Raw genomic sequence first — 4,221 nt, 5'->3', positions numbered from 1 at the left:
GGTAGCGGGCGCTGTGGCTGTCGGGGCGGGTATTGTCGAAGGTATAGTATATATCCAGACCTTTTATCTCGGTGGTGAACCGGACCGCCAGCCTGCCCAGCTTGTCGTGCGCCGGCAATGCCACCGCGTCGAACGCGCTCCGGGCATAGTTGATGCCCTCGGCGTCCAACATCGGCAATTCCGCCTCCATGCGCCCTGTGAAGTCGTCCCAATTGCGTTTGGATTTGGGGCTCCAATATACTTCCGCCAGCGCCATGGCGCGCGGCCATGTCATGTATTCCGCGTGGCGGAAGGTCGGCACCGATTCGGTCCATAGGTTGCCCTGACCGCCGATGATGAGCTTCGGGTCGATGCTGTCGGGTACCGGGTCGTATTTGTAACAGTCGGTTAGCCGGCATATCCCATAGGTGGGCGGTTCGACCGAGGGGTCGCCCTGGTACAGGTCCAGGTAACAATAGTCCCAGGGCGTCATCACGACCTCGTGTCCCATCCGCGCCGCGGTGATCCCCCCGCTCATGCCCCTCCAGCTCATGACCGTGGCCGAGGGCGCCAGGCCGCCTTCCAGGATTTCATCCCAGCCGATCAGTTTCTTGCCGAGCCCGTTCAACATCTTTTCCATGCGTTTGACGAAATAGCTCTGGAGCTCTTCGACGCTCCCCAGGTGCTCGTCCTTCATCAGCTTCTGGCACTTGGGACAGGCGGCCCAAAAACCCTTGTAGGCCTCGTCGCCGCCGATATGGATGTAGGGGTTCGGGAAGAGCGCCGCGATCTCGCCGAATACCTTTTGGAGCACCAGGTATACAGAATCGTTTCCGACGCATAGGACGTTGTCCTGGCGTTCGGGCGCCCGGCTTCCCGGGTTGACCGGGTAGAGCAGCTGGGTGCAGGACAGGTTGGGATAGGCGGCGATCATCGCCAGGCTGTGGGCGGGCACGTCGATCTCCGGGAGGACGGTGATATAGCGGGCCTTGGCATAGGCCAGGATCTCACGGATGTCGTCCTGTGTATAAAAACCGCCGTCATCCGCCGGCTCGTCGGCCAGCGGCGGCAGCAACGTGCCCCAGCGGCCGGTGCGGCTTACCCGCCAGGCGCCGACGCGCGTCAGCTCCGGCAGGCTCTTGATCTCGATCCGCCAGCCGTTGTCGTCGCTGAGGTGCCAGTGGAAGGTGTTGTATTTGTAACGGGCCATTTCGTCGATGTACCGTTCGACCTCGTTTTTGTTGAAGAAATGGCGGCTGACATCGAGCATCAGACCCCTCCAGCCAAACCGGGGATAGTCCCGTATATCGGCGCACGGGATCGCGCCGCCACCGGGCGGGATCATTTCGAGCAGGGTCTGCAACCCATAAAAGACACCCGCGGGGGCATTGGCTTTTATCGTTATGCCGGCAGTCGTGACGCTCAGGGTATAGCCTTCCTTACCCAGCTCCGCGTCCGATTCCTTGTTGAGCTCCAGGTTGATCTTCCCCTTTTTTCCCACGGTCGTGTGTACCTGGTCCGCAAACCACGAGGCCGTTTGCGCCAGGTCGGGGTCCTGTGAGGACACGCGGATCATCGTACCGGCGTCGAGGGTAAAACTGCCCGCGCGTTCGGTGACCGAAACCGGTTCGGGTATGAGGTGGAGACGCGGACCGTCGGCCGCAAGGACAGCGCCGCCAAACGCCAGCGCCAGCAAAGCCAGGGGGAATCTAATCATCATCTTGCAATTATACTTTCGGAATATTATATCCATTGTGGTAGGTTGACGCAAGGTACCGATTGGCGTCGTCGTCCGTAAAACGGTTGTTTTCCCAGTAGAGTTTTTTCCCGGTCTTATAGGCGATATTGCCCATCTGCGCTACCGTCGCCACGTGAGCGCCGGCTTGTATCGGCGCGTGCAAATCAGCCACTTTACGGGTGCGGACCGTGTCGAGGAAATTGGCCGTATTCAGCACCAGGCCGTCGTCCACCTTGGGCGTCAGCGGTACGGCTTCCATCCGCCCCTTTTCCGGGATCACCTCCCAGCCTTCCCTGTCCAGGACGAGCGTGCCGTTGTTACCGATATAGGCGATACCGTGGTTACGCCCATAGCAGCCGCCGTCGATCCCCGTGGCGTGCTCCCATTGTATGTTGTAGTCGTCGAAGGTATACACGGTCGTGAGCGTGTCCGGCGTCTCGGAGGCGTCTCCGGGGTAGGCGAACTTGCCGCCCGACGCCATGACGCTTTTGGGCATGGGCGCGTCCATCCCGAGCAGCGCGTAGTCCAGGAGGTGCACCCCCCAGTCGGTCATCAACCCGCCGGCGTAGTCCCAGAACCAGCGGAAATTGAAGTGGAAGCGGTTCGGATTGAAGGGCCGCGTCTCCGCGGGCCCCAGCCATTGCGTATAGTCCACGCCCGGGGGTGGGTTCCCGTCGGGCTGCACCGGCACGGGTTTCATCCAGCCCTGGTAAGCCCAGGCCTTGACAAGCCGGATCTTTCCAAGGCGCCCGGTCCTGACGAAGGCCACCGCGTCCGCGAAGTGTTTCTGGCTCCGTTGCCACTGACCGCACTGTACGACGCGGTCGTACTTGTCCCGGGTGGCCACCATGACCGCGCATTCGGCGATCGAATTGCCCACGGGCTTTTCCACGTATACGTCCTTGCCTGCCGCGCAGGCCTCGGTCATGATGAGGCAGTGCCAATGGTCAGGGGTGCCGATAAACACCGCGTCCACGTCCTTGCGGTCGAGTATCTTCCGGTAGTCGCCGTACGTGTCGACTTTACCCTGGTTTATCAGGGTCGCCGCCCGTTTGTCGAGCACGCCTTTGTCCACGTCGCACAGCGCTACGCAGCGGGCGGCCGGGTGCTTCAAGGCGGCTGTCAGGTCTGCCCAGCCCATCCCATTGATGCCGATGGCCGCGACATTGATCCGGTCGCTGGGCGCTACGGCCTTTACGCTCCGGGGGAGCGCGGCGCCGATCATAAGACCAGCCGAGGTTTGCAGGAAAGCTTTGCGTTGCATGGCAAGATCGTTAAGAAATTAAGGTACGACATAGCCTATCTTTGGCCAAATCGTTCTCTTATGCCCGATCCCATCCGTGTCGGTCTCGTTGGCTTTGGCATGTCCGCCCGTACTTTCCACGCGCCTTTCCTGGCTTTGATGCCATCCAAATACGTCCTTCATACGGTCTTGGAGAGGAATGGGCCGCAGGCGCCTTTGCTGTACCCGGGGGTACGTTCGGTTCAAGACGCTTCCGATCTCTTCGACAACCCCGAAATAGACCTGGTCGTCGTCACCACGCCGAATACGACGCACGCGGAGTACGCCGCACAGGCGCTTCGCAGCGGGAAGCATGTGGTCGTCGAAAAACCATTCACGATCAACACCGGGGACGCGGTCGTGCTCGAAGACCTCGCCGCCAGCCGGGGCAAGGTGTTGACCGTTTTTCATAACCGGCGGTACGTAAGCGATTTCCGGACGGTCCGCGCGCTACTCGCTACCCAACCCCTGGGGCCGGTACATGAATACGAAGCGCACTACGACCGCTACCGCCCACAGGCCAAACCCAACGCATGGCGCGAGGAACCGCTGGAAGGCAGCGGCATCCTCTATGACCTGGCGCCGCACCTCATCGACCAGGCTTTCTGCCTGTTCGGGACGCCGGAAAGCCTGTATGCCGACATCCGGCTACAGCGTTCGCACGCACGGGCGGTGGACTATTTCGACCTGCAGCTGTATTACCCGGGTCTCAAGGTGATCCTGAAAGGCGGTATGCTCGTTCGGGAACCCGGTCCCCGGTATATGATCCATGGCCTGGAGGGCTCCTTCCTGAAATATGGCGACGATCCGCAGGAAGCCATCCTCCGCGCGGGCGGGCAGCCGCTGGGGCCAGGCTGGGGTATCGAAGACCCGTCGATCCACGGGCTCCTGCATACGACAAGGGCAGGAATGGAAATCGTGGAGCGATACCCTTCCCTGCCCGGTAACTATGGTATATTTTACGAGGACCTGTATCGTACCCTGCGGGAAAACGCGCCCTTAAAGACAGTCCCCGCCCATGGATACAATACCGTCCGGCTCATCGAGCTGGCGCTGGAAAGCAACGAGCGGCAGGCGGTGGTGGAGGCCACCGGGTTGCGCGAGGTGCCGTATCCGGTCTAGCCGTTTTTAGCAGCGCCAGGCGATTTTAGCGCCGCCAGCCGCCACGGTTCCAACGGTAACCGTGCGCGGTATGCCCCCAGCTACCGCGCTGCCAGTGGTA

At 61.3% G+C, this 4,221-nt stretch carries 3 protein-coding genes; 1 reads left to right on the top strand and 2 read right to left on the bottom strand.

What is annotated here, in order from left to right; translation table 11 throughout:
• Together VL547_RS03985 and VL547_RS03980 are read right to left on the bottom strand one after the other, a co-directional pair.
• Positions 1-1,699 (bottom strand): beta-N-acetylhexosaminidase (locus VL547_RS03985; protein WP_325575434.1); only part of this gene is annotated, 1,699 nt, incomplete at its 3' end.
• A 7-nt stretch (positions 1,700-1,706) separates the two neighbouring features.
• Positions 1,707-2,981: a Gfo/Idh/MocA family oxidoreductase gene (locus VL547_RS03980; protein WP_325575431.1), complete on the bottom strand. Its 1,275-nt coding sequence runs from the start codon at positions 2,979-2,981 to the stop codon at positions 1,707-1,709.
• 60 nt (positions 2,982-3,041) lie between these two features.
• Between VL547_RS03980 and VL547_RS03975 the strand changes: the two genes are divergently transcribed.
• Positions 3,042-4,121 (top strand): Gfo/Idh/MocA family oxidoreductase, encoded by a 1,080-nt coding sequence (locus VL547_RS03975; protein ID WP_325575429.1) that lies wholly within the window; start codon positions 3,042-3,044, stop codon positions 4,119-4,121.
• Positions 4,122-4,221: the final 100 nt, after the last annotated feature.

Origin of the sequence: Dinghuibacter sp. (assembly GCF_035492835.1) — a bacterium.
GTDB lineage: Bacteria > Bacteroidota > Bacteroidia > Chitinophagales > Chitinophagaceae > Dinghuibacter.
This window is presented reverse-complemented; position numbering and strand designations above follow the sequence as displayed.

Bases quoted from the DNA above. Each gene is read 5' to 3' on its own strand.
- VL547_RS03980 (WP_325575431.1), bottom strand. From the start codon at position 2,981: ATGCAACGCAAAGCTTTCCTGCAAACCTCGGCTGGTCTTATGATCGGC.
- VL547_RS03975 (WP_325575429.1), top strand. From the start codon at position 3,042: ATGCCCGATCCCATCCGTGTCGGTCTCGTTGGCTTTGGCATGTCCGCC.